A 24175-nucleotide genomic window follows, 5' to 3' on the forward strand; every position below is an offset into this window, starting at 1 on the left:
CAAAGCCTAACTTGGCTCTTTACTTAAGCTTCACAAGCCGAGCAGCTCACAAAATTCACCATCATTTCCTTAGAAACAGATGAACTTCTTTGGTAATACAAAGTTTTTACTCCTTTTTTCCAAGCTTCGATGTAAAGATAATTTACGTCTTTTACGGGCATGGTTGAAGGAATCTGTAAGTTCAGAGACTGAGCCTGATCGATGTATTGCTGTCTTTGTGCAGCCTGAGAAATAATCTCCATTGGAGAGATCTCTTTAAACGTTTTGAATACTGCTTTTTCTTCGTCGGTCAATTCACTTAAATGTTGTACCGAACCATGATTTAGCATAATTGTTCTCCACGTTTCTTCATTGTCAAGGCCTTTCGCTTCCAACAATTTAGCTAAGTATTTATTCTTACGCATGAAGTTACCTTTCGCCAGACCAGCTTTGTAGTAATTTGATGCAAAAGGCTCAATTCCCGGAGAAGTTTGTCCCAAAATTGCCGAACTTGAAGTGGTAGGAGCAATTGCCATTACCGTTGTATTTCTCATTCCGTAACCTTTTAAGATTTCCGGCTCTCCGTAGATATTTGCCAATTCTTTTGATGCAATATCGGCTTGTGCTCTGATGTGTTTGAATGCTCTTGCATTAAACTGAGTCGCCTCAAAACTCTCAAAAGGGATCATATTTTTTTGAAGGTAAGAATGGTAACCCAAAACTCCTAAACCAAGCGCTCTGTGACGCATTGCGAAGTCTCTCGCTCCCTGAAGGTAATAATTCCCTTCCGTTTTCTCGATAAATTCAGACAAAACAGCATCCAAGAAATAAATTGCCAACTGTACTGCATTCGTATCTTTCCATTCATCGTACAATTCTAAGTTCATAGACGACAGACAACAGATAAATGACTCTTGTCTTGTAGACGGAAGCATAATTTCCGAACAAAGATTACTTGCATTAATTGTTAATCCAAGGTCTTTATACACCTGAGGTTTATTTCTGTTTACGTTATCTGTAAAGAAAATATAAGGAAGACCTTTTTGCTGACGGCTTTCTAAAACTCTTGCCCAGATTTTACGCTTGTCGGCGTCCCCGTCAATCATATCTTGCATCCAGTAATCAGGAACACAAATCCCGGTAAACAAGTTCTGAATCGGACTTCCAATATCTTTAATTGATAAAAATTCTTCAATATCGCCGTGGTCAACATCAAGATATGCTGCAAAAGCTCCTCTTCTTACACCCCCTTGAGAAACAACATCCATCGAAGTATCAAACAATTTCATAAACGAAACTGCTCCCGAAGATTTTCCGTTATCAGTTACCGCAGTTCCTCTATTACGAAGTTCTCCAAAGTATCCTGAAGTTCCGCCCCCGATTTTCGTCTGCATGATCACTTCACCCATTTTGTGGGTAATCCCTTCAATACTGTCTGGAATATGTACATTGAAACAAGAGATTGGAAGACCTCTCTGCGTTCCCATATTCGCCCAAACAGGAGAAGAAAAACTGATCCAGCCTTTCATGATCATCTCCTTAAAAGCCGGTTGAAGTTCAGGTTTGTATAATTTTTTTGCTGCTGCAGTGGTAATTCTGTCAATCGCTCCGTCTACGGTTTCCCCTTTCAAAAGGTAACCTCTGTTAAGCATTTGTTCAGACTCTTCATTCAGCCACCAGATGTTGTTGTTTTGTTCTTCCATTTTTTATATTGTTCTCGATACTTCAATTCTCGTTTGTCATTGCGAGCTACGAAGCAATCTTTTGTTCTTATTATTTTTTATTTGAAGCACTTAGGTCTTGCTTCTTTTCACTTTTCTACCTGCTTTCGCTACTCGCTTTTTTCTGTTTACTTCGTCGAGCTCAGCAATCAGAAAAAGAGCTCAGACACGTCGCTCAATCAGGGCTAAGACAATGATTTGTCTTCTTTACTTCTGAACCTCGTCATTGCGAGGAATGAAGTAGTCTTTTTTTTAACGGATTAAAGCCCGTTTCTATTGATCTGAAATTTGTTTACAAAATGGTTAATCCTTTTGCTTGAAATAATTCCGTTAACATCACTTTGGTTTCTTCAAACATTTCTTTAAATTCATTGTAGTAGTCTAAAAAGTTTTTTATTTCTACTTTACCGCTAGAATTCATTACTTCAATTCCTTTGTAGGACTCAACCTTAGTAGCTGGTTCTTTTTTAGGGTCATGAATTATTTTTAAAATATTCTTGGAATGAGCATGGGCAAATCCATTTCTAATAGCAGATAATTTTCGTATTTTTTCAATAATTTTGTTGGAAATGTAATCGATATTTGATAAAATTTTAATCTTCGCACCAAAATTCATGATAGATGCATTTAAAATAATTTTTTTAAAATCTTCAATGTTTTCAGGTTTAAAAAAGTCGATAATTATTTTGTCCACAAACATTTCCACACCATTTAGACAATCAATAATCCATCCTCGAACCTCTTTTATATTATTTTCATTTGAAATTTTAGGAGTAGCAATCATAATTTAAAACAAATCGTTCGCCGTAATACTCTTATCGTGTTTCGTGTAATCTACCGGTCTTTTTGCAAAGAAATCATCCATAGAATTAGCGAAAACTTCTTCTTCAAACCATTTCATCGGATTGTATTGTTCTCCGCTGATGTTGTAACGGGTTGCCATGTTGATTTTCTTTAAACTGTCGTCAACACGGTATTTCATAAAGTTTAATAAATCTTCTTTTGTGAAAAAGCTGAATTCTCCCATTTCAAAGATCCATTCGATGATCTCACCTTCCAGTTCGATAGATTGGTCTACCAAAGTATAAATATCTTCAATATCAGAATCAGTCAAAAGATCAGGTTGCTCTTCACGGATTTTATTGATCAGATAAATTCCTGCATTGGCGTGAATCTGCTCATCAATAGAAGTCCAAGCGATGATATTGGAAACATTTTTCATGTATCCTTTGAATCTTGTGAAAGAAAGAATGATTGCAAATTGTGAGAAAAGCGAAACGTTTTCTATCAAAATACTGAATAATAAAAGAGAAGACACATACTCTTTTGGAGTGGTAGAATTGGCATGCTTCAAAACGTTTGATAAAAAGTCGATTCTCTTTTTAAGAGCCGGAACTTCTACTACGTGAGTAAACGCTTCGTTGTAACCCAAAACTTCCAGCAAACGAGAGTACGCCTCAGAATGACGGAATTCGCACTCTGCAAAAGTAGCTCCAAGGCCGTTAAGTTCAGGTTTTGGCATGTGGTTGTAAAGATTTCCCCAAAAAGTCTTTACCGAAACTTCAATTTGGGCAATCGCTAAAAGTGCATTTTTTACAGCATTTTTTTCGTGCGGCTCAAGCTGCGACTGAAAATCCTGAACGTCTGCCGTGAAATCTACTTCAGAGTGTACCCAAAATGATTTGTTGATAGCTTCTGTAAACTGAAGAACTTCAGGGTACTCAAATGGCTTATAACTAATTCTTTTATCGAAAATTCCCATATTATAAATTTTATGTCTTTTGTTTTGTCAAAAATAAAATTCTACAAATACAATCGTTGAAACGGTAAGTATTTGATTTTTTGAAAGTTAATAATGCGATTTTTTTACCTTGATCAGCATTACCTTCTTTCAGAATCTACCTACAAAGTTAGAAAATGAAGACTGATTTTGAAAGGGGTAAAGAGTAATTGGCTGGCTTTTAACCTTAAAAGTTTTCCACATTTACATGAAACACCCTTTACCATTGGGTTAGAGCAACTTAAGTGAGGTAAACAAATTACTAATGAAGATTTTGATTAAACGATTAAATTTAAATAATTGAATTTCAATACATAAGGCATTAAACAGTGGTAAAATAAAAAGAATTTTCTAAACTTGTAACAAAATGACAACAGTGGCTACTTATAAGACATAAAATATCCAAAGCTTAATGTTAGTAATTCAGGATCTCAATAAATCATACGATACAGGAAAGAGTAAACTTCACGTTCTCAAAGGAATAAACCTCAATATATCGGAAGGTGAATTTGTCTCTATTATGGGAAGTTCAGGTTCCGGAAAATCTACTTTGCTGAATATTATCGGTATTTTGGATGAAAAAGATTCGGGTACTTACGAGCTGGATGGAATTCCTATCGAACACCTCAATGAAGTGAAAGCTGCAGAATACCGCTCAAAATTTTTGGGATTTGTGTTTCAGTCTTTCAATTTGATTGGTTATAAAACCGCTATAGAAAATGTAGCGCTTCCTTTATATTATCAAAATGTTTCCAGAAAAGAAAGAAATCAAAGGGCTTTAGAATATCTTGAGAAAGTAGGATTGGCACAATGGGCTGATCATTTACCGAATGAACTTTCAGGTGGACAAAAACAGAGAGTTGCCATTGCAAGAGCATTAATTACAGATCCAAAAGTAATTCTTGCCGATGAACCAACCGGAGCATTAGATTCAAAAACCACACATGATATTATGAAGCTTCTTCAGGATATCAATAACGAAGGAAAAACAATCATCGTTGTAACCCACGAGCCCGATGTTGCCGCTCAAACTAAAAGAAACGTCATTTTAAGAGACGGAATTATTGAAAGTGATGATTTTATAAAGCAGATTATTCTGTAGATAGGCTGGATGTTGTAAGCTGCCTGCGTGAAGTTTATTGCAGCATTCCAATCAAAATATATCACAGTTGTGATTGATAAAAAGTGAAAATTTACTTTTAAAATTAAATAAAAAATCAGCGGTAAGTATGGAAACTTCCATCATCCATCTTTCCGCCTCAAACCAAAAAATATGTTTGACCTAGATCGTTGGCAGGAAATATTCAGTTCGATTCGCAGTAATGTATTGCGAACGGTGCTTTCGGGCTTTACCGTGGCCTTGGGTCTGTTTATTTTTATCGTCCTTTTCGGAATTGGAAGTGGTTTAAAAAATGCTTTTACAGAAGGTTTTGCACGAGATGCTCAGAACTTGATTACCATATATACTGGGAAAACAACCATTGCCTATAATGGGTTGCAATCTGATCGTACCGTAACAATGAATAACGAAGACTACGATTTTTTGGTTAATAATGACAAAGAAAAAGTAGGATATTCAACGCCGAGATATACAGCAAATCTAATGGTGAAGTACGGTAAGGAAAGTGGTTCTTACCAAATAAACGGTGCCGAAGCTGAAGAAAAATATATTGAAAACAGAAAAATGCTGGAAGGCCGTTATCTTTCGCCTGTAGATTTAGAACGTAAGCAAAACGTTGCCGTAATCGGTAGAATGGTGCAACGAGATTTGATAAAAAACGGAAGTCCGGTAGGTAAAGATTTAGATATCAACGGAACGATATTCAAAGTTGTAGGTGTTTTCTCTGATGATGGTGGAGATTATGATGAGCGACACATTACGATTCCTATCACTACTTTGCAGCAAATGAAAAAAGGTTCTGACACGGTAAGTACGGTATATATTGCTTATAACGAAAAGCTTACTCCGGAGCAGGCTATAAAATATGGAGATAAACTGAAAGATGGTCTTAAAGCCCGAAAAAATGTTTCTCCTGATGATGAAAATGGAGTGCGTATCTGGAATAACGCTAAAAATATGAATGAAACGTTTATGTTTATGGCTGTTTTAACAGGAATTGTAACTTTCATCGGACTAGGAACTCTATTGGCAGGAATTATCGGAATCAGCAACATCATGGTATATATCGTAAAAGAGCGAACTAAAGAAATCGGTGTGCGTAAAGCAATTGGTGCAAAACCGGGAAGCATCGTTGCGTTGATTGTACAGGAAAGTGTTGTGATTACCGTAGTCTCAGGATTTGTAGGAGTAGGACTGGGTGTTTTAGCATTGAATTTAATAGGAGATAATTTAGAAGAATATTTTATTAAAAACCCAAGTGTGGGTTGGTACGAAATTATTGCGGCATTCATCGCTTTGGTAATTTCGGGTTTAATTGCAGGATTTGTTCCGGCATACAGAGCTTCAAAAATTAAACCTATTGAAGCGTTAAGAACTGAATAATTTAATTTGAAAATTTGTTGATGAGTTAATTTGAAAATCATTTATAGCTCATCATTAATAACTTATAACTCAACAAAAGTGAACATTTTATTTAAAAAAGATACATGGCAGGAGATTTATTATTCACTCAAGAATAATAAGCTTCGTACGTTTCTTACCATGATTGGCGTGGGTTGGGGAATGTTCCTTTACGTAGTTTTATTGGGCTCTGCAAAAGGTATGGAAAATGGTTTTGATAAATTATTTTCAGGTTTTGCTACCAATTCTATTTTTCTTTGGGCACAAAATACATCCATTCCTTACGAAGGTTTTCCTAAAGGAAGGGGGATGGATTTGAAACTTCAGGATATCGACATGCTGCAGCGAAAAATTGGCGAGATTGAATACATCTCTCCAAAAAACTCAAGAGGTAATTTCGGAACTGCGGGCGAACAAATGTCTAGAAATGGAAAGACGGCAACCTACAGTTTGAATGGAGATTATCCTATCGGAAATAAAATTTCAGAGAAAAAACTTATTTACGGAAGATATCTTAATGATGCAGATGTTTCGCAAAATAAAAATGTCGCTGTAATTGGTGAAGAGGTTTATAAAAACTTTTTTGATTCTAAAAAGAATGAAAACCCAATTGGGAAGTCAATTAACGTTAAAGGTATATTCTTCAATGTAATTGGAGTTTTCAGAGTGAAAAGAGGTGGTGGAATGGATAATGACCAGACTGTTTTTATTCCGCTTTCTACATTCACAAAAATTTATAATGACGGTGATAATGTAGATGTTTTTGCGATTGTAAGTAAGCCAAATGCAGATGTAAACGATGTTGAAGACCGTGTAAAAGATGAGTTGAAAAAGAAAAATAAGGTTTCGCCCGAAGATACTAATGCTTTTGGAAGCTTTAATTTAGGGAAAGAATTTAAAAAATTGACAGGCTTCCTTACCGGGATGCAGCTTTTGACCATCATCGTAGGAACATTAACGATTCTTGCCGGTGTCATTGCAATATCAAATATTTTGTTGATTACCGTAAAAGAAAGAACAAAAGAAATCGGCATCAGAAGAGCTCTAGGAGCCAAACCTTCGGAAGTGAGAAATCAAATCTTGTTGGAAAGTGTGGTGATTACATTAAGTTCAGGTTTGCTCGGATTTATTTTCGGAATTTTTGTGTTGATGATTTTTAATACGCTAACGCAAAATCAAGATGAATTTCCATTTTACAACCCAACGGTAAATTATGGAAATGTTTTCAGTGCCATGTCAGTTATGGTAATTTTAGGTTTAATCATTGGGATGATTCCTGCACAAAGAGCAGTTAAAATACGACCAATTGAAGCATTGAGAAGTGAGTAATTTTAAATAATATAATTTGAAAATTTGAAGATGGAAATAGGTTTTATATTTTCAGTCTTAATAATTAAATAAAAAAAATAAACGATACATATGAAAAAGAAATTTACCTGGAAAAAAGGCATTTATATCTTTTTAGGGCTTTTGTTTGCGGTAGCATTAATTTCAGGAATTAGCTATGTTATAAAATCAAATTCCACTCAAAGTGAGACGTTCTTAACGAGAAAACCTTCCATCCAAAATATGGAAGACAAAGTGATGGCAACAGGTAAAATTGTTCCTAAAGAAGAAATCGAAATTAAGCCAAACATTGCAGGAATCATTGATAAAATTTTGGTTGATGAAGGAGATAGAGTAGAAGCAGGGCAACTGATTGCAACAGTGAGAATTATTCCAAACATTGCCGAAGTAAATAATGCACAACAGGAAGTGGTAAATTCTCAACTTCAGATAAGCAATGCAAAAATGAATGTTGATAATATGCAGAAGCAATTTGCGATGCAGGATAAACTTTTCAAACAAGGAGTAATCTCAAAGCAGGAATTTCTAAATTCTCAGCAGCAATTATACTCAATGCAGCAAAGCGTGAAAAATGCCAACCAGCAACTTCAGACTGCTCAAAAGAGATTACAAATTGTAAAAACGGGTGCAACTCCTGAATTACAAGGTTTGGCAACAACACAAATTCGTTCTAAAGCAGCGGGAACCGTTCTTGAAGTTCCTGTAAAAGTAGGAAGTCAGGTAATTGAAGCCAACTCTTTTAATGCTGGAACTACAATTTGTTCGATAGCAGATTTGAATTCACTAATTTTCCAAGGAGAAATTGATGAAGCTCAAGCTGGAAAATTGAAGCAGGGAATGGATATGAAAATCGTCATCGGAGCTTTGCAGAATAAGACGTTTCCAGGAAAGCTGACAATGATTGCACCAAAAGGAAAAGATACCAACGGTACGATTAAATTCCCGGTTGAAGGTGATGTAAATAACCCGAATAACGAGTACATCAGAGCCGGATTTTCTGCCAACGGAGAAATCGTGATGAGTTCTCAGAAGAACGCTTTACTTTTGGATGAGTCTCTTATTCAGTATGAAAAGAAAAATGGTAAAGATGTTCCTTTTGTTGAGGTAAAACAAAAAGACGGAAAGTTTAAGAAAGTGTATGTAAAACTTGGCGCAAGCGACGGAATTAATGTACAGATTCTTTCAGGTATTGATAAAAACTCAGATGTGAAAGTTTGGAACCCTTCAGATAAGGATAAAGAAGAATTAAAAGAAAAAGCGAAGAAATAATTTCGTTTTGATATAAGTAAAAAGTCCCAGAATATCTGGGACTTTTTTTGCTTTAGTAATTTAGATTATAAGAGCTAAAATTTAGCTTAAAAACTTAATTTCTTTATCTTTAAATTCATTTTTTACTACGATTTTATTCATAGTCGTCAACATTTTTCTGCGAAGTTTAGCCAGTTTTCTGATGTTTTTATCTTCGCTGTAATCAAAAATATTGTCTTTAAAACTAAATGTATCGCCGTCTTTAAACTCTATATTACTTTTCTTTAATTCTCCTTTCAGCATAAGGTCGGTCATGTTTTCAAGGATTAAATGTTCAGATTTACCAAGAGCTTTTAAAGTGTTAAGCAATTGTTTTTTATACTTTTTCTTTCCCATAATTTTCAGACAATTTTTTCTTTTACGATATGCAAATATATCATTTTACATTATAACTCAATTTTGATGTTAACTTTTTATCAATTTTACGTATTCTAAAGATAAAAATTAAAATTTATTTTCCGAAATAAATTTATTATCGTAATATTGCAATATTAAAATAAGAAAATGGGACTTACAAAGACTGAGATTTTTAGTGATAAACAAAACAGATTGGCAACGCTTTTCAAGGTTTTGGGGCATCCTGCAAGAATAGCTATTTTGCAGCATATTATCAATCAAAAAGCGTGTATTTGTAATGATTTGGTAGAAGAATTGGGTTTGGCACAAGCTACAATTTCACAACATTTAAAAGAGTTGAAAAATATCGGAATCATCAAAGGTTCTATCGAAGGAAAATCGGTTTGTTACTGTATTGATGAGAAAGTCTGGAAAACAGTACAAGCTGAATTAGGATTGTTTTTTACTCAGGATATTCAATCAGAATCATGCTGTTAAAGGCATTTTTTTATTTATCAATATCGTTATATAGCAATATTACAATTTAAAATTAATTAAATATAAATCATATGAAACTTTCAAAGATTAAAGAAATTTTGCCATCATTAGAAAATGTAGAATTTCAGTTGGAAAACGGAACATTTGTACCAGAACATTTTCACGTAACAGAGGTAGGGCAAATCGCCAAAAACTTTATCGATTGTGGCGGGGTAATTCGTTCAGAAAAAGTAGTGAATTTTCAGTTATGGGATGCCGATGATTTTGAACATCGTCTGAAACCCGGAAAACTTTTAAACATTATCAAACTTTCCGAAGAAAAATTAGGAATAGAAGATTCAGAAATTGAAGTGGAATATCAAGCTGAAACCATCGGAAAATATGATTTGGAATTCAATGGGAAACATTTTGTATTGGTCAATAAAACGACAGCTTGTTTAGCTCAGGATGCGTGCGGAATTCCTTCAGAAAAACAAAAGAAAAATCTGTCAGAATTAACGTCAAATTCAGGAAATTCTTGCGAACCAGGAAGTGGGTGTTGCTAGTTTTTTCAGCCACAAATGCACGAATAATAAAATGAATATTTGTGTATTCGTGGCATAACAATATAATGTAAATTCGAAATGAAACAACAAATTAAAGAACGTTGCGAAATCACCAGCAAAAATTTTAAAGAAATTAATCCTGAAAGAAAAGGTTTATTGGAAAAATTAGCCAATCATATTCAGGAAAAATTCAATTCAGGAAAAGAAATCAACCTGGTGTATGTTTGCACGCATAATTCCCGCCGAAGTCATTTGGGACAAATTTGGGCAAAAGTGGCTGCCGATTTTTATGGTTTCAACATCAATACTTTTTCTGCAGGAACTGAAGTGACGGCTTTCAATCAAAATGCCATCAATGCATTGAAATCTCAAAGTTTTGATGTGGAGAAATTAGACGAAACGACCAATCCGAAATATGAAGTTGTTTTTGGAGAGAATAAATCGAGTCTCTGTTTTTCAAAAACAATTGATGATGAAACTTTGCCCAAAGAAAATTTTGTGGCGGTAATGACTTGCGGAGATGCAGACGAAAATTGTCCATTTATTCCGGGGTGCGATTTGCGAATCGGAACAACTTATTTTGACCCAAAATCTTACGATAATTCTATTCTTCAGGACGAAAAATATACTGAGAGATGCAATCAAATTGCGATGGAATGTCTGTATGTTTTTTCTTTAGTTAAAAATTAAAAAAATGCAGCCCAAACTCAAGTTTCTCGACCGTTATCTCACCCTTTGGATTTTCCTTGCAATGGCAATCGGAGTAGGTTTAGGTTTTTTATTTCCAAATATTTTATCTGTTACCAACTCGCTTTCGGTTGGAAGTACCAATATTCCGCTGGCAATCGGTTTAATTTTAATGATGTATCCGCCGCTTGCAAAAGTAGATTATTCTCTGTTGCCAATAGCTTTTAAAGATAAAAAAGTATTATCGCTTTCATTGCTTCTCAATTGGGTTGTAGGTCCCGTTTTAATGTTTATTCTGGCAATTATTTTCCTAAAAAATGAACCAGATTATATGATTGGCTTAATCTTGATTGGCTTGGCAAGATGCATTGCAATGGTAATTGTCTGGAATGATTTAGCCAAAGGAAACCGGGAATACGCTGCATTTTTGGTTGCTTTGAACAGTGTGTTTCAAATTTTCTCTTACAGCTTTTTTGTTTGGTTGTTCGTCAACGTTTTACCACAAAAATTAGGATTGGGAAATTTCAATGTTTCTGTACCGATGAAAGATGTAACAGAAAGTGTTTTGATTTATCTTGGGATTCCTTTTTTAGCAGGATTTTTTTCGCGTTATTTTTTAGTAAAATTGAAAGGTGTAGAATGGTACAACCGGAAATTTATACCAAAGATTTCTCCGGTTACTTTGTATGCTCTGTTATTCACCATTGTTTTGATGTTTGCTTTAAAAGGTGATAAAATTGTAGAGCTTCCGATGGATGTTTTGAAAGTGGCAATTCCTCTTGTTATCTATTTTGTATTGATGTTTTTCGTGAGTTTTTTCATTAATAAATGGATGAATGTTTCTTATGATAAAAATGCTTCGATATCATTTACGGCTACAGGAAATAATTTTGAATTAGCGATTGCGGTTGCTATTTCTGTCTTCGGAATTCATTCTGCACAAGCTTTCGTTGGCGTTATAGGCCCTTTGGTAGAAGTTCCGGTTTTGATCTTATTGGTAAAAGCCAGTTTGTGGTTAAAGAGAAAATTCTATTTAAATTAAATTGAAAAAGTAAAGACTTAAGTGTAAAAATCATTATTAGAAATACTTAAATCTATACTAAATTCCGTATTTTTGGGGTTCAAAATCTAAAAATCTAAGAATAAATGGACATTATTTTTGACCTTATCGAAAAAGAAAGAGAAAGACAATCCCACGGATTAGAGCTTATTGCTTCAGAAAACTTTGTTTCTGAAAATGTAATGAAAGCAATGGGAAGTGTATTGACGAATAAATATGCAGAAGGATATCCGGGAAAAAGATATTACGGAGGTTGTGAAGTAGTAGATGAGGTTGAAACATTGGCAATCGACAGAGCAAAGCAGCTTTTCGGTGTTGATTATGTAAACGTTCAGCCGCATTCTGGTTCTCAGGCAAATGCTGCAATTTATTTGGCAGTTTTGAAACCTGGAGATAAAATTATGGGGATGGATCTTTCTATGGGAGGTCACCTTACTCACGGTTCTGCAGTCAACTTTTCAGGAATTCAGTATGACGTAGTTTCTTACGGAGTACAGCAGGAAACAGGTTTGATTGATTACGACCAAATGAGAGAAGTAGCGTTGAGAGAAAGACCAAAAATGTTAATTGCTGGTTTCTCTGCGTATTCAAGAGATTTAGATTATGCAAAATTCAGAGAGGTTGCAGACGAAATCGGAGCAACACTTTGGGCAGATATTGCACATCCTGCAGGTTTGGTAGCAAAAGGATTATTAAATTCTCCATTCGAGCACTGTCATGTTGTAACAACAACAACTCACAAGACTTTAAGAGGTCCAAGAGGAGGAATGATCATGATGGGTAAAGATTTTGAAAATACTTACGGACACAAAACTCCAAAAGGTGATATCAAAATGATGAGCCAGGTTCTTGATGGAGCTGTTTTCCCAGGAATTCAAGGTGGACCGTTGGAGCATGTAATCGCTGGTAAAGCAATTGCTTTCGGTGAAGCTATCGATGATAAGTTCTTGACGTATGCAAAACAAGTTAAATCTAATGCTCAGGCTTTATCAAAAGCGATGGTAGGTTTAGGTTTTGATATTGTAAGTGGCGGAACAGATAATCACTTGATGTTGGTTGACCTTAGAAATAAAGGAGTAAACGGAAAAGAAACTGAAAAAGCTTTAGTAAAAGCGGATATTACTTGTAATAAAAACATGGTTCCGTTTGATGATAAATCTCCGTTCACTACTTCTGGTATCAGATTAGGAACTGCGGCTATCACGACAAGAGGTCTTAAAGAAAATGATATGAACACCATTGCAGAATTAATTTCTGAAGTAGTAGACAATATTAAAAATGAAGAAGTAATTGCAGGTACTAGAAAGAAAGTGAACCAATTAATGGAAGGTAAGGCTTTATTTAATTATTAAGAATTGCTTTTGGCTAATAGCAATTTGCCGTTAGCTTTTCAATATAAAAATAAAAAGAGGTGCAAATATTTTGTGCCTCTTTTTTGCAAATTGTAATTTTGAACCATCAACCATCAACCATCAACTATCAACTATCAACTATCAACTCAAAATGAATTCCGAGAAAAAACTTTTCACCTTTCAAGAAATTAAACTGAAACTTGCCAATTATTGTGTGTATCAGGATCGTTGTCATGCTGAGGTTGAGCAAAAAATGCGTGAGTTTGTTTTAATCCCTGAGGCGAAAGAAGAAATTCTTTTGTTTTTGATGAAAGAAAATTATCTGAACGAAGAAAGATTTACCAGAAGTTATATTCGTGGAAAGTTTTATATAAAAAGTTGGGGTAGAACGAAAATCAAGATGCATTTAAAACAAAAAGGCATTACTGAAAAACTAATCACGAGCTGTTTCGATGAAATTGACGAGGTTGATTATTTGAATATAATCAATAAGATATACGAAAACTACGAGTCGAAATTAAAAGGCTTGATGGAGTATCAAAAAAAGGCAAAAACGATTAAATATCTTCTAAGCAGGGGCTTTGAATACGAATTTATTCTGCAAGTAATAGAAAATTAATATAGACTATAATATATCATTAAATTAGGGGTATTTTATATTGATTTTTTTTATGAAAAAACCAATATATTTGCAAACGAGATAAAACGAATGATGTTATCTTACTTATTACATTTGTTTTAAGACTTGCCAATGGTTTTGTTTAATGTTTTTGAATGATGTATTAATTTGTTAATATTGCTATTTTCTTTATTTGATATAATAATTTTTTTCAGTTTTTTTGATTAATTCTAATTAAATTAATATTATAGCAATTTTTTTATAAAAATAATATCATTATATTTGCCAAATAATCGAAAATATCAAAATGTTGAATGAAAAAGCTTACTGATGCTTTTGCTGCACTGTATAAAGGGGACAATATTGTTAAACTTACAGATCTAAGATATATACCGAGATGGATCGTAATTCTTATAGATATTTCTATTGTATTTTTTTCGATATTTCTTTCGTATAAGTTTTTAGATTGGTTACAGGTACAGGTCAACTTTCCCAATCGAAGTTTAGAAAAAAGGATATTACTTATTGGGGTTAATTTATTGTTTATGTTTGTTTTTAGAACATATGCAGGTATTGTAAGGCATTCTACTTTTTTTGATTTGTTTAAGATTCTTTTGTCTTCAGGAAGTACTTTGATAACATTAATGTCTATCAATTTTTGTATAGAGCTAATACTCGGGAAGTCATTTTATTTATATCCAACTCTATTTCTTTACTTTTTTATTTCAGTTTCACTGATGTTCTTCTTTAGAATGCTCATCAAACAGTTTTTTAATATTTTAATTGATGTTAAAGGAGCTTCGTCAAAAACCAGAGTTGCAGTAGTGGGGGTAAGTGATCCCTCAGTTTCTTTGGCAAGAGCAATACTTCATAATCCCAATTATCCTTATCGCTTAGAGGGATTTGTCACAAAACGATCAGATTCAAACAAGGCGGTTCTGCTGGGAAATAAAATTTATAATAGTGATTATTTTTTTAAAAATAAAAATCTAATTAAACAGTTTGATGCGCTTTTGATTATCAAAGAAATTATGTCAAAGCAAGAGCTCGAAGAATGGATGTCATTGGCATTAGATCACGGATTAAAAGTTCTTAAAGCCCCTACATTAAGTAAAATGCGTGATTCAGACTTGGTAGGGGGAATTCGTCAGCTTCAAATTGAGGATTTACTAAACCGAAGACCTATTAAAATTGAAAATGAGGATGTTACAAAAAGACATCTTAATAAAAATATTTTAGTGACTGGGGGTGCAGGTTCTATTGGGAGTGAAATTGTACGCCAAGTGGCTCAGTTCAGCCCTTCACTCATTGTGGTACTTGATCAGGCAGAGTCTCCTTTATACGAACTGGAACTAGAATTGCTTGAAAAATATCCTGAGCAGAAATTCAAATTTATTCTGGCAGATATTTCTAATTCTTACAGACTCGAAAAAATATTTGAAACCTATCAGTTTTCAATGGTTTATCATGCCGCTGCTTACAAACATGTTCCTTTAATAGAAGAAAACCCACATGAAGCTATTTTTGTAAATGTATTGGGAACTAAAAATGTGGCTTTGCTTTCAAAAAAATATAAAGTAAACCGTTTTGTAATGGTTTCTACAGACAAAGCAGTAAATCCTACCAATGTAATGGGGGCTTCGAAGAGAACAGCCGAACTTTTTGTGCAGTCTTTGCAAAATTTAGAAGGCAATACAACGAAATTTATTACAACTCGTTTTGGAAATGTATTAGGCTCCAACGGTTCAGTGATTCCGCATTTTAGAAAGCAGATTGAAAAAGGAGGACCTATTACCATTACCCATCCCGATATTATCAGGTATTTCATGACAATTCCTGAGGCTTGCGAATTGGTTCTTCAGGCAGGAACAATGGGTGCTGGAGGAGAAATTTATGTTTTTGATATGGGAGAACCTGTTAAAATTTTAGATTTAGCCAAACGAATGATTAAATTATCTGGTTTTAGACCGGAGATAGATATTAAGATCAAATTCATTGGTTTACGACCAAGCGAAAAATTGTATGAAGAGCTACTGAGCGATAATGCGACGACTGTTCCTACTCATCATCAGAAAATTATGATTTCTAAAGATCCTTTGATTGGTTTTGATGAAATAGAATTTTTATGTCAACAAGTAATCAAAGCAGCGGTAAAAAGAGACAAGTTGCACGTGGTGAAGCTTTTAAAAGATATTGTGCCAGAATTTATTAGTAATAACTCAGAATTTGAAGTATTAGATAAAAAGAATCTGGTAGATAATTAATTTAAATAAAAAAAACTGTTGTTAAGGATAATTAACAGCTAATTCTTAATATAACCCTCAACAAGTTTTGTTTGAAAAATAATAATCCTATTTTTGTGAAAAAATTACCGAAAATGAATTTTAAAAAATATTTTGTATATAGTGCTTTAGGTCTGGCTGTATTTTCTTGTACACCGAGACAGGACATTAATTACATGCAAGACATTGAAAATATTACATTAGATAATTCAATTAAAAACAGCCGTACGACATTACAACCGGGAGATCAGTTGATTATTTCCGTAACGGCAAAAGATTTGGATGTGGTGAGACCATTTAACCAAAGCTATTCGTCAAGTTCTGAAGTCGTTCGTTATTCAAATCCTAGCTCTAATAGTCTTCCGCAGCCAACACCAGTTGTAGGTCAAACGTATATTGTAGATACTGATTATAATATCGTATTTCCTCAAATCGGTAAAGTAAACGCTAAAGATGAAAATATAGAGAGTTTTAGATTAAAATTAACGAATCTTGTCGGTGAATACGTAAAGAATCCTGTTATTGATGCTAGATTGATCAACTTCAAAGTGTCGGTAATGGGTGAAGTTGCCAGACCGGGAGTTTATGTCGTTCCTGAAGGAAATACTACGGTGCTCGCTGCTTTAGGATTAGCGGGCGATTTGACTACCTATGGTATCCGTAACAATGTTCTTCTTATTAGAACTGTAGATGGGCAAATGACACACCATAGAATAAACCTTAACAGTGCTCAGTTTATCAATTCACCTTTTTATTATCTTAAACAGAATGATGTAATCTACATACAGCCTAACGCTAACCGAGAAAAAGCAGCTAGGGTAGATCCTAATACAGGATTGTATATATCGGTGGCATCAGTTATTGCTTCTTTGGTTATTGGAGTTTTAGCCCTTACAAAAAATTAATATAAGAAGAATTCTTTATAGTGGATTACAACCAAACACAAGAAGAGTCTCAGGAAGAGTCTTTCAACATCAGAGAAATTTTAAAACCTTATATTCATCGTTGGTATTGGTTTATTATAGGAGTAATTATAGCGGTTATTGCTGCATGGTTTTTTTTAAGATACAGTATTCCCGTATACAGTACAGAATCTACTTTATTAATTAAGGAAGTAAAAAAATCAGCCTCTTCACAGCCTGAAATGTCGATGATTTCTGAATTGGGAGGCATCGGTGGTATGGGAACCAATTCGGTGGATAACGAAATTGAGATTCTAAAATCTAAAAAGCTGATGCTTTCTGTAGTAAAAGAGCTCGCATTGGAAACCAGCGTTTATTCTAAGGGAAGTGTTAAAGAAACAGAGCTTTATCAGGAGTCTTCTCCTTTCTTGGTACGCATTATCAGTGAAAAAAAGAAAGCAAAATATCCCAAAAACGAGGTTACCGCTCAAGTTGTAGGGAATAAAATTATTATTAAATCTGAAGATTTAAAAAAAGAGATACAGGCACAGTTTAATACAGCGGTCACCATGCCTTTTGGAGTGGTCATGTTTCAGAAAAATCCAAAATTCAAAGGAAAATCCGATCAAAAAAGCATGTACATCCTGCAGTTTATGTCGGGAATGAACAGAGCCCGATATTATCTAACTCAACTTAATGTAAGTCTAGCGCAGAAAGAAGCAACGGTACTGAAGATTTCATTCACTGATCCTGTTCCCGAGAAAGCTGAAAATATTTTGAATCGCTTGGCGGTGAATTACAATCGTGAAGCTAATTTGGATAAAAATTCAGAAGCGCAAAAAACGGCTTCTTTTATTGATGAAAGAGTGTCGCTGATCAGCAGAGAGCTTGGAAATGTAGAATCGCAGAAAGAAGAATTTAAAGTTAAAAATAATATTGCCGATATTCAGACAGAAGCAGGGCTTTCACTACAGACAGCGGTGGGAAATCGTCAGCAAGAATTAGAAAACGAAACTCAGCTCGAATTGATCAACAGCTTACTGACATCGGTTAACAGGCAGGGAACTTATCAGGTTTTACCATTAAATGTAGGTCTTTCAGATCAAAGTATTGCTACGTCTATAGCTGCGTTTAATCAATTGGTGATTGAACGAAACAGATTGCTTGAAAATTCTACGAATGCCAATCCTGTGGTGCAGGATATTACGAATCAGATCAACAGTATGCGGAGTTCTGTCGTGCAAAGTCTGCAGAAAAACAAATCAGGACTGCAGATTGTAAGAAACACCATTTTAGGTGAACAAAACAGATTGTCGGGGAAAATTTCTAAAATTCCTGTTCAGGAGAAAATGTTCAGGAGTATTGAAAGACAACAGAACATCAAAGAACAGCTGTATTTATTATTACTGCAAAAACGTGAAGAAGCTGCCATTTCTTTAGCAATTGCAGCACCCAAAGCGAGAATTGTTGACGATGCACTAACTAATTCTATACCCGTTTCTCCTAAAAAAATGATCATTTATGTGGGAGCATTCATTATTGGGTTACTGATTCCTTTTGCGGTTATTTACTTAATAGAATTATTCAACAATAAAGTTAAAACAAAGCTTGATTTGGAAAAATTGATTGATGAAGCGCCAGTCGTTGGTGAACTTCCATCAGTGCAAAAGGGTGATGCTGAAGTGGTGCAATTAAATGATTTGTCTCCTTTGGCTGAAGCATTCAGAATTTTAATTACGAATATTAATTTTATGTTGCCGAAAAACAAAAAAGGAAATGTAGTTCTTGTTACTTCTACAGTTAAAGGAGAGGGGAAAACATTTACTTCAGTTAATTTGGCTTTAACATTGGCAACACCTAGAAAAAAGGTACTGATTATTGGTTCAGATATTAGAAACCCGCAGCTACAGAGATATAACGAAAGTAGAAAAGGATTAATTGGTCTTTCAGAATTTATGTATGATGACCAAATTAATGTGTCAGAAATTATTCATCCTACTTCATTCAATCCGTATTGTGATGTGATCTATTCGGGAGTCATTACCCCAAATCCTACAGAATTATTATCTAACGGTAGATATCACGAACTTGTAGAAAGTTTAAAACCTATGTATGACTATATCATATTAGATAGTGCACCTTTGATGTTGGTAACAGATTCATTCTTAATTGCTGATGTGGCAGATGTTACAGTCTATGTTACCCGTTCTGGTTATACAGAAAAAGAACTAACAGGCTTTATCAATAAGCAGGTAAAAGAAAAGAAAATTAAAAATGTAGGAATAGTGTTGAATGATGTAAGCAAGATGAACAGTGGCTATGGCTATGGTTACAAATATGGCTATGGCTACAATGCTGATTCTAATGAGCCTTGGTGGAAAAAAATATTTAAATCATAATAATGAACAAAATTTTAATTAGTGGAGGAGCTGGATTTATTGGTTCAAATCTTTCAGAATATTTTTTAAATAAAGGCTATAATGTTATTTGTTTAGACAATTTTGCTACAGGACATCGTCATAATATAGAAGTATTTCTTCAAAATCCAAATTATCAACTTATAGAAGGAGATATTCGTGATTTTCCAACTTGCCAAAAGGCTGTAGAAGGGGTAGATTATGTATTGCATCAAGCAGCATTAGGGTCTGTTCCCCGTTCTATTAAAGATCCTACAACCAGCAATGATGTGAATGTCTCTGGTTTTTTAAATATGCTGATTGCGGCACGAGATGCAAACGTTAAAAGATTTGTATATGCAGCATCTTCTTCAACATATGGTGATTCTGAATCTTTACCGAAGGTGGAAGATGTTATTGGGAAACCTTTATCGCCTTATGCAATTACCAAATATGTTAACGAGCTATACGCAGATGTTTTTAGCAAAACCTATGGTATTGAATGCATCGGTTTAAGGTATTTCAATGTATTTGGTCGTCGACAAGATCCCAATGGTGCTTACGCGGCAGTTATTCCTTTGTTTGTAAAACAATTGATGAAGCACGAGTCTCCGAAAATTAATGGAACAGGTGATTACTCACGTGATTTTACCTATATCGACAATGTTATTCAGATGAATGAACGAGCAATGCTGACAGATAATTCGGAAGCAATAAATACCGTTTACAATACAGCTGTTGGTGATCGTACAACATTAAATGATTTAGTTGGGTATCTGAAAGAGTATTTAAGTGAATTTGATAAAAAGATTGCTAATATCGACGTAATATACGGTCCAAACCGTATCGGGGATATTCCACACTCGCTAGCATCTATTGAAAAAGCAAAAACTTTATTAGGATATGAGCCCACTCATACAATAGATAAAGGGCTGAAAGAAGCCGTAAAATGGTATTGGGAAAACCTTAAATAGAAAATAAATATTACAAAATACATTGTTAAAAATAGAAAACCAATATTGAAAACTCTTTTATAAAATATGAATACACAACATCAAATTGCAATTATCGGTTTAGGATATGTAGGTTTGCCATTGGCGAGATTATTTGCTACTAAATACAACACCGTTGGTTTTGATATCAATGAAACACGAATTCATGAATTGAGATCGGGTACTGATAATACTTTAGAGGTTGAAAATGAGGTGCTTCAGGCGGTTTTAGTTGATAGTCCTAACGAAGAGAAAGGTTTGTATGTAACCAATCAGTTAGACGAGATCAAAAATTGTAATTATTTCATAATTACGGTTCCTACACCAGTTGATAAAAATAACCGCCCCGATTTAACTCCTTTATTTAAAGCAAGCGAAACGGTGGGGAAAGTACTCAAAAAAGGAGACATCATTATCTATGAATCTACTGTTTACCCTGGTGCTACCGAAGAAGACTGTATCCCGGTAGTGGAAAAAACTTCCGGTTTGAAATTCAATGTAGATTTCTTTGCAGGGTATTCTCCCGAAAGAATTAATCCAGGCGATAAAGAACATACCGTAGAAAAAATATTGAAAGTAACCTCTGGTTCTACTCCTGAAATAGGAAAAAAAGTAGATGATTTATATAAATCTGTTATCACGGCAGGTACACACTTGGCACCCACTATTAAAGTGGCAGAAGCAGCAAAAGTGATTGAAAACTCTCAAAGAGATATCAATATTGCATTCGTCAATGAATTAGCTAAAATTTTCAATTTATTGAATATTGATACCCATGCTGTTTTAGAAGCAGCTGGTACAAAATGGAACTTTTTGCCATTCAAACCAGGCTTGGTAGGTGGTCATTGTATTGGGGTAGATCCTTATTATTTGGCACAAAAAGCTCAAGAGCATGGATATCATCCGGAAATAATTTTAGCAGGTCGTCGTTTGAATGATTCTATGGGTGAATATGTGGCATCGCAAGTTGTGAAAACAATGATCAAAAAAGATATCAAAGTAAACGGAGCTAAAGTATTGAACTTAGGAATTACGTTCAAAGAAAACTGTCCAGATGTTCGTAATACAAAAGCAGTTGATGTTATTAGTGCACTAGAAGATTATTCGATGAAGGTTACTACTTTCGACCCTTGGGCAAATCCAGAAGAGGTAATGCATGAATATAATTTAGATTGTAGTTCTGAGCTTGTTGAAGGGACTAAATACGATGCTATTATTTTAACTGTTGCGCATAATGAGTTTACAAACTTAGATTTGAATCAATTCTTAATTGAAGGCGGAGTGGTCTATGATGTGAAAGGAATATTAAAAGATTGTGACAATAGATTATAGATTTATATGAATCTAAAGTCAAAATTAATTGTTTTTACAGCTCAAATGACGATTAATTAGCTATGCTTAGATTACACATTGTGAAATAGATAAATTATTAATCTCAAAAACTTCTTACTTTGAAAATAAAAAATTTAGTAATATTTGGAACTCGACCAGAGGCTATTAAAATGGCACCATTGGTAAAAGAATTTCAAAAAAACACTAGTGTGTTTGAAACAAAAGTTTGTGTGACCGCTCAACATAGGGAAATGCTGGACCAAGTTCTCAACTTTTTCAACATTATTCCAGACTATGATTTGGATTTAATGAAGCCTAATCAAAATTTATATAATCTTACTGCTGATATTATAACAGAAATGAAACCTATTCTGGAAGATTTTCAACCAGATTATGTATATGTGCACGGAGATACTACGACGACAATGGCAGCAAGTATTGCAGCATTTTATTCAGGGGCTAAAGTTTGTCATGTAGAAGCAGGATTGAGAACGCACAACAAACTTTCTCCTTTTCCTGAAGAAATGAACCGGCAGGTAGCAGGAAGGATTTGTGATTACCATTTTGCACCTACGAGGACATCTGCTCAAAACCTATTGGATGAAAATATTAAAAAAGAAAATATACTCATTACAGGTAATACGGTTATTGATGCTTTGTTAGACAGCTCTGAAAGAGTAAAAGAGCTTGATAATGAAGAAATCGATCGGATTAAAAACATTTTGGATTCAACTAAAAAATTAATTCTAGTCACGGGGCACCGTCGTGAAAATCATGGTCAAGGATTTATAAACATATGTAAAGCGTTAAAAGAAATTGCAATTCAAAAACCGGATGTGCAAATTATTTATCCTGTTCATTTAAATCCCAATGTTCAAGGTCCGGTTTACGATATCCTTTCAGGAATTGAAAATATTAAACTTATTAATCCTCTTGCTTACCCAGAGTTTGTTTGGCTGATGAATCAATCTTATCTAATCATTACAGATAGTGGGGGGGTACAGGAAGAGGCGCCGAGTTTAGGAAAGCCTGTTTTAGTGATGCGTGACACGACTGAGAGACCCGAAGCAGTAGATGCCGGAACAGTTATTTTAGTGGGAACTGATACAGATAAAATTATTTCAGAATGTTTTAATTTATTAGATAACACAAATATTTATCAAAAAATGAGCGAATTGCATAACCCATACGGTGATGGAAAAGCTTGCGAAAGAATAGTAAATTTTATTAAAAACATATAAACTTATACAAATGAATTCACCCAAAGTAGTGACAATAGGATTAGGTTACATAGGCTTACCAACGTCAGCATTAATCGCAGGAAACGGTATTCCTGTTCATGGTGTAGATATTTCTCAACATGTTGTAGATACCATCAATGCTGGGAAAATTCATATTGTTGAACCAGATCTTGATAAAGCGGTAGCTGAAGCTGTACAAAATGGATTCTTAAAAGCAGATACCAAACCGGTTTCTGCAGAAACATACTTAATTGTTGTGCCAACACCTTTTAAAGGCAATCATGAACCCGATATTTCCTACGTGCAAGCTGCAACTGAGGGTATTATACCGCTGTTGAAGGAAGGTGACCTTTATATTATAGAATCTACTTCTCCAGTGGGAACAACTGAAAAAATGATGCAATTGATTTTTTCAATACGCCCAGAGTTAAAAAATAAAATATATCTTGCATATTGCCCTGAACGAGTTTTGCCAGGAAACGTAATGTACGAATTGGTTTATAATGATCGTGTAATTGGTGGTGTAGATGATGCCTCAACAGAAAAAGCTTTGGAATTTTATGGGCAATTTGTTAAAGGCGAACTGCATCCTACAAATGCTCGTACAGCAGAAATGTGTAAATTGACTGAAAACTCATCTCGTGATGTGCAGATTGCTTTTGCTAATGAACTTTCTTTAATTTGTGATAAAGCGGGAATCAATGTTTGGGAGCTTATTCATTTGGCAAATAAACACCCGCGTGTAAATATCTTACAACCTGGTTGCGGAGTTGGAGGTCATTGTATTGCTGTTGATCCATATTTCATTACATCTGAATATCCATTAGAATCTAGAATTATAGGAACTGCAAGAGAGGTTAATAACCACAAGTCTTTTTGGTGTGCGGAAAAAATTAAGCAGGCTAAAAAAGAATTTAAATTAAAATACAATAGAGAGCCGAAAATCGCTATGATGGGACTAGCATTTAAACCCAATATTGATGATTTAAGAGAATCTCCGGCTAAATATATCGTTCAAAGAGTTTTACAAGAGGCGAATGATGAAGAATACTTTATTGTAGAACCGAACATCCACGAGCATAATATCTTTAAAATAACAGATTATAAAGAAGCGATAGAAAAAGCGGATATTATTGCTTTATTGGTAGCTCATAATGAGTTTAAAACATTAAACTATGGTGCAGGAAAAGTAGTATTGGATTTTTGTGGTATATCCTAATAGTAAATATTGTAGAGAACCTTTTGTTAATTACAACCAATTTAATGAAGAAGAACTT

At 34.3% G+C, this 24175-nt stretch carries 21 protein-coding genes; 17 read left to right on the forward strand and 4 right to left on the reverse strand.

What is annotated here, in order from left to right:
• Positions 1-23 precede the first annotated feature (23 nt).
• The 3 genes from AB671_RS11975 to AB671_RS11985 form a co-directional block, all read right to left on the reverse strand.
• The gene (locus AB671_RS11975) at positions 24-1682 is read right to left on the reverse strand and encodes a ribonucleoside-diphosphate reductase subunit alpha (RefSeq protein ID WP_066677458.1); all 1659 of its coding nucleotides are present in this window, start codon (positions 1680-1682) and stop codon (positions 24-26) included.
• A gap of 310 nt (positions 1683-1992) precedes the next feature.
• The gene (locus tag AB671_RS11980) at positions 1993-2484 is read right to left on the reverse strand and encodes a hypothetical protein (RefSeq protein ID WP_066677460.1); all 492 of its coding nucleotides are present in this window, start codon (positions 2482-2484) and stop codon (positions 1993-1995) included.
• Positions 2485-2487: 3 nt separating this feature from the next.
• On the reverse strand, positions 2488-3462 hold the full coding sequence (locus AB671_RS11985; protein ID WP_066677462.1) for a ribonucleotide-diphosphate reductase subunit beta: 975 nt from the start codon (positions 3460-3462) through the stop codon (positions 2488-2490).
• A 430-nt stretch (positions 3463-3892) separates the two neighbouring features.
• On the opposite strand from AB671_RS11985, the gene AB671_RS11990 reads away from it, so the two are divergent.
• From AB671_RS11990 to AB671_RS12005, 4 genes are all read left to right on the forward strand, one after another.
• Positions 3893-4582 (forward strand): ABC transporter ATP-binding protein, encoded by a 690-nt coding sequence (locus AB671_RS11990; protein WP_066677464.1) that lies wholly within the window; start codon positions 3893-3895, stop codon positions 4580-4582.
• A 171-nt stretch (positions 4583-4753) separates the two neighbouring features.
• On the forward strand, positions 4754-5983 hold the full coding sequence (locus AB671_RS11995; RefSeq protein ID WP_066677470.1) for an ABC transporter permease: 1230 nt from the start codon (positions 4754-4756) through the stop codon (positions 5981-5983).
• Positions 5984-6061: 78 nt separating this feature from the next.
• Positions 6062-7330, forward strand: coding sequence for an ABC transporter permease (locus AB671_RS12000; RefSeq protein ID WP_066677472.1), 1269 nt, complete (start codon positions 6062-6064; stop codon positions 7328-7330).
• Positions 7331-7420: 90 nt separating this feature from the next.
• On the forward strand, positions 7421-8617 hold the full coding sequence (locus AB671_RS12005) for an efflux RND transporter periplasmic adaptor subunit (protein WP_066677474.1): 1197 nt from the start codon (positions 7421-7423) through the stop codon (positions 8615-8617).
• An 81-nt stretch (positions 8618-8698) separates the two neighbouring features.
• Here the strand turns inward: AB671_RS12005 and AB671_RS12010 are convergent, their stop codons facing one another.
• Positions 8699-8992, reverse strand: a complete 294-nt coding sequence (locus tag AB671_RS12010; RefSeq protein WP_066677476.1) for a hypothetical protein — start codon at positions 8990-8992, stop codon at positions 8699-8701.
• A gap of 168 nt (positions 8993-9160) precedes the next feature.
• Between AB671_RS12010 and AB671_RS12015 the strand changes: the two genes are divergently transcribed.
• The 13 genes from AB671_RS12015 to wecC all read left to right on the forward strand — a co-directional run bounded on the left by AB671_RS12015 (position 9161) and on the right by wecC (position 24117).
• A complete protein-coding gene (locus tag AB671_RS12015; RefSeq protein WP_066677477.1) occupies positions 9161-9490 on the forward strand; it encodes an ArsR/SmtB family transcription factor in 330 nt (109 codons plus the stop codon).
• A gap of 71 nt (positions 9491-9561) precedes the next feature.
• Positions 9562-10035, forward strand: coding sequence for a DUF6428 family protein (locus AB671_RS12020; protein WP_066677478.1), 474 nt, complete (start codon positions 9562-9564; stop codon positions 10033-10035).
• Between the two features lie 78 nt (positions 10036-10113).
• Entirely contained in the window at positions 10114-10725 is a 612-nt protein-coding gene (locus AB671_RS12025; protein ID WP_066677480.1) for a protein-tyrosine-phosphatase, read from the forward strand.
• Between the two features lie 4 nt (positions 10726-10729).
• The gene (gene arsB, locus AB671_RS12030; RefSeq protein WP_066677482.1) at positions 10730-11764 is read left to right on the forward strand and encodes an ACR3 family arsenite efflux transporter; all 1035 of its coding nucleotides are present in this window, start codon (positions 10730-10732) and stop codon (positions 11762-11764) included.
• 104 nt (positions 11765-11868) lie between these two features.
• Positions 11869-13134, forward strand: a complete 1266-nt coding sequence (glyA, locus tag AB671_RS12035; protein ID WP_066677485.1) for a serine hydroxymethyltransferase — start codon at positions 11869-11871, stop codon at positions 13132-13134.
• Between the two features lie 151 nt (positions 13135-13285).
• Entirely contained in the window at positions 13286-13753 is a 468-nt protein-coding gene (locus tag AB671_RS12040) for a regulatory protein RecX (RefSeq protein ID WP_066677486.1), read from the forward strand.
• 314 nt (positions 13754-14067) lie between these two features.
• Positions 14068-16017: a polysaccharide biosynthesis protein gene (locus tag AB671_RS12045; RefSeq protein WP_066677487.1), complete on the forward strand. Its 1950-nt coding sequence runs from the start codon at positions 14068-14070 to the stop codon at positions 16015-16017.
• 113 nt (positions 16018-16130) lie between these two features.
• Complete coding sequence (locus tag AB671_RS12050; protein WP_066677488.1) at positions 16131-16940, forward strand: polysaccharide biosynthesis/export family protein; 810 nt, start codon at positions 16131-16133, stop codon at positions 16938-16940.
• Positions 16941-16960: 20 nt separating this feature from the next.
• Complete coding sequence (locus tag AB671_RS12055; RefSeq protein ID WP_066677490.1) at positions 16961-19336, forward strand: GumC family protein; 2376 nt, start codon at positions 16961-16963, stop codon at positions 19334-19336.
• 2 nt (positions 19337-19338) lie between these two features.
• Positions 19339-20307, forward strand: a complete 969-nt coding sequence (locus AB671_RS12060; RefSeq protein WP_066677492.1) for an SDR family oxidoreductase — start codon at positions 19339-19341, stop codon at positions 20305-20307.
• A gap of 66 nt (positions 20308-20373) precedes the next feature.
• Complete coding sequence (locus AB671_RS12065; RefSeq protein WP_066677494.1) at positions 20374-21657, forward strand: nucleotide sugar dehydrogenase; 1284 nt, start codon at positions 20374-20376, stop codon at positions 21655-21657.
• Positions 21658-21776: 119 nt separating this feature from the next.
• Positions 21777-22898, forward strand: a complete 1122-nt coding sequence (gene wecB, locus AB671_RS12070; RefSeq protein ID WP_082987296.1) for a non-hydrolyzing UDP-N-acetylglucosamine 2-epimerase — start codon at positions 21777-21779, stop codon at positions 22896-22898.
• Between the two features lie 10 nt (positions 22899-22908).
• Positions 22909-24117, forward strand: a complete 1209-nt coding sequence (gene wecC, locus AB671_RS12075) for a UDP-N-acetyl-D-mannosamine dehydrogenase (protein WP_066677498.1) — start codon at positions 22909-22911, stop codon at positions 24115-24117.
• Positions 24118-24175: the final 58 nt, after the last annotated feature.

The sequence above is a fragment of the Chryseobacterium sp. BGARF1 genome (assembly GCF_001677955.1).
Classification (GTDB): Bacteria; Bacteroidota; Bacteroidia; order Flavobacteriales; family Weeksellaceae; genus Chryseobacterium.

Excerpts from the sequence above, each read along its gene's own strand:
- AB671_RS11975 (WP_066677458.1), bottom strand. The coding sequence starts at position 1,682 with ATGGAAGAACAAAACAACAACATCTGGTGGCTGAATGAAGAGTCTGAA.
- AB671_RS11980 (WP_066677460.1), bottom strand. The coding sequence starts at position 2,484 with ATGATTGCTACTCCTAAAATTTCAAATGAAAATAATATAAAAGAGGTT.
- AB671_RS11985 (WP_066677462.1), bottom strand. The coding sequence starts at position 3,462 with ATGGGAATTTTCGATAAAAGAATTAGTTATAAGCCATTTGAGTACCCT.
- AB671_RS11990 (WP_066677464.1), top strand. The coding sequence starts at position 3,893 with ATGTTAGTAATTCAGGATCTCAATAAATCATACGATACAGGAAAGAGT.
- AB671_RS11995 (WP_066677470.1), top strand. The coding sequence starts at position 4,754 with ATGTTTGACCTAGATCGTTGGCAGGAAATATTCAGTTCGATTCGCAGT.
- AB671_RS12005 (WP_066677474.1), top strand. The coding sequence starts at position 7,421 with ATGAAAAAGAAATTTACCTGGAAAAAAGGCATTTATATCTTTTTAGGG.
- AB671_RS12010 (WP_066677476.1), bottom strand. The coding sequence starts at position 8,992 with ATGGGAAAGAAAAAGTATAAAAAACAATTGCTTAACACTTTAAAAGCT.
- AB671_RS12015 (WP_066677477.1), top strand. The coding sequence starts at position 9,161 with ATGGGACTTACAAAGACTGAGATTTTTAGTGATAAACAAAACAGATTG.
- AB671_RS12020 (WP_066677478.1), top strand. The coding sequence starts at position 9,562 with ATGAAACTTTCAAAGATTAAAGAAATTTTGCCATCATTAGAAAATGTA.
- AB671_RS12025 (WP_066677480.1), top strand. The coding sequence starts at position 10,114 with ATGAAACAACAAATTAAAGAACGTTGCGAAATCACCAGCAAAAATTTT.
- arsB (WP_066677482.1), top strand. The coding sequence starts at position 10,730 with ATGCAGCCCAAACTCAAGTTTCTCGACCGTTATCTCACCCTTTGGATT.
- glyA (WP_066677485.1), top strand. The coding sequence starts at position 11,869 with ATGGACATTATTTTTGACCTTATCGAAAAAGAAAGAGAAAGACAATCC.
- AB671_RS12040 (WP_066677486.1), top strand. The coding sequence starts at position 13,286 with ATGAATTCCGAGAAAAAACTTTTCACCTTTCAAGAAATTAAACTGAAA.
- AB671_RS12045 (WP_066677487.1), top strand. The coding sequence starts at position 14,068 with ATGAAAAAGCTTACTGATGCTTTTGCTGCACTGTATAAAGGGGACAAT.
- AB671_RS12050 (WP_066677488.1), top strand. The coding sequence starts at position 16,131 with ATGAATTTTAAAAAATATTTTGTATATAGTGCTTTAGGTCTGGCTGTA.
- AB671_RS12060 (WP_066677492.1), top strand. The coding sequence starts at position 19,339 with ATGAACAAAATTTTAATTAGTGGAGGAGCTGGATTTATTGGTTCAAAT.
- AB671_RS12065 (WP_066677494.1), top strand. The coding sequence starts at position 20,374 with ATGAATACACAACATCAAATTGCAATTATCGGTTTAGGATATGTAGGT.
- wecC (WP_066677498.1), top strand. The coding sequence starts at position 22,909 with ATGAATTCACCCAAAGTAGTGACAATAGGATTAGGTTACATAGGCTTA.